The 1,313-nt window shown below is 44.9% G+C and carries 1 protein-coding gene; it reads right to left on the bottom strand.

From position 1 onward, the window contains the following. Positions 1–223 precede the first annotated feature (223 nt). Entirely contained in the window at positions 224–1,093 is an 870-nt protein-coding gene (locus FC20_RS09515; protein ID WP_008461614.1) for an aldo/keto reductase, read from the bottom strand. Positions 1,094–1,313: the final 220 nt, after the last annotated feature.

The following is a 1,313-nucleotide window of genomic DNA, read 5'->3' as shown; positions in this document are numbered from 1 at the left end:
AAGGTCAAATCTGCGTTTTCATTCGGTTTGCAATAGAAACACGAGGCAACGTTGTTATTTTTGCCTAATCAGAAAGTTTAACAATCAACTGGGCAATTCGTTATAATCCCCCGATTCCTACCAGCAATATTCGGAAACAGCCACTTTTTCAGCAAAAAATAAATCAATTTTTTTCAAAATAAAAACGGAAACTAAATCTAGTCTCCGTTTAAGTTAAGAAAAATTAATCTCTTAATGCCTTCAGACTTGAGCCAAAAATACTTTCAATGGCCACTGGGTCCCGGTGGTCAAAGAATTGACTTTCATTTTTATTCAAAGTGCTCATTACTTGCATGTCATCAGCACTGAGTTCAAAGTCAAAGACGTTGAAGTTTTCTTCCATCCGGGACTTGTGAACGGACTTTGGAATAACCACGATCCCCCGTTGCAAAAGCCAGCGCAGGATTACTTGGCCGTTGGACTTGCCGTACTTGGCACCAATCTTGGCGATCGTTTCATCAGTAAAGATGCCGTGCTTGCCTTCAGCAAATGGAGCCCAAGCTTCCGTAGCAACGCCTTGTTCCTGGTTGAACTTAACTTCTGCTTCTTCTTGGTACCAAGGAGAAACTTCGATTTGGTTAACAGCTGGCTTCACGCTGCTCATCAGTTCCAGGTTCATCAATTGGTCTGGAGCAAAGTTGGAAACACCGATGGACTTGATCTTGCCCGCCTTTTGTGCTTCAACCAAGGCTCGCCATGCGCCGGCCGTATCACCATAAGGTTGGTGGAGGAGGTAGAGGTCCATGTAGTCCAGGCCCAGCTTAGTCAGGGAGTCGTCGATCCCTTGCTTGGCTTTTTCATAAGTGAAATGGTCCACCCAGAGCTTAGAGGTCACGAAGATTTCGTCGCGATTCACGCCGCTCTTTTTAACAGCCTTGCCAACGGCTTCTTCGTTGCCATAAGCAGCTGCGGTGTCCAGCAGGCGGTAGCCAACGCTCAGAGCGTCGCTAACGGCTTGTTCAGCCTGGCTAAGGTCTGGCACTTGTGGCACTTGGAAAACGCCAAAGCCCAGTTGGGGCATCTTATTTCCGTCATTTAAAGTAATGTATTCCATATTGTTTAACATCCTTTATTCAAAAATTGTTTTTGCTTGATTAACTGTCTATAGTATAGGGGCGATTTCCAAATTTAAAAATTGCCGAATCAGCATATTGCTATACGCTCTATGTATAGTTTGGCGAAAAAAGGCAAAAAAATAACGCAGGCTTAAAACCTGCGCTAGCCCTCTCGGCTCAACTCTCAAGTCAACCAACCTCGGACTAAAGTCCGGGGCT

This window comes from Lactobacillus equicursoris DSM 19284 = JCM 14600 = CIP 110162 (assembly GCF_001434815.1).
In the GTDB taxonomy this organism is placed as follows: Bacteria; Bacillota; Bacilli; order Lactobacillales; family Lactobacillaceae; genus Lactobacillus; species Lactobacillus equicursoris.
Note: the sequence above shows the minus strand (reverse complement) of the source record. Positions and strands in the feature narration are given on the sequence as shown.

Bases quoted from the DNA above. Each gene is read 5' to 3' on its own strand.
- FC20_RS09515 (WP_008461614.1), bottom strand. From the start codon at position 1,093: ATGGAATACATTACTTTAAATGACGGAAATAAGATGCCCCAACTGGGC.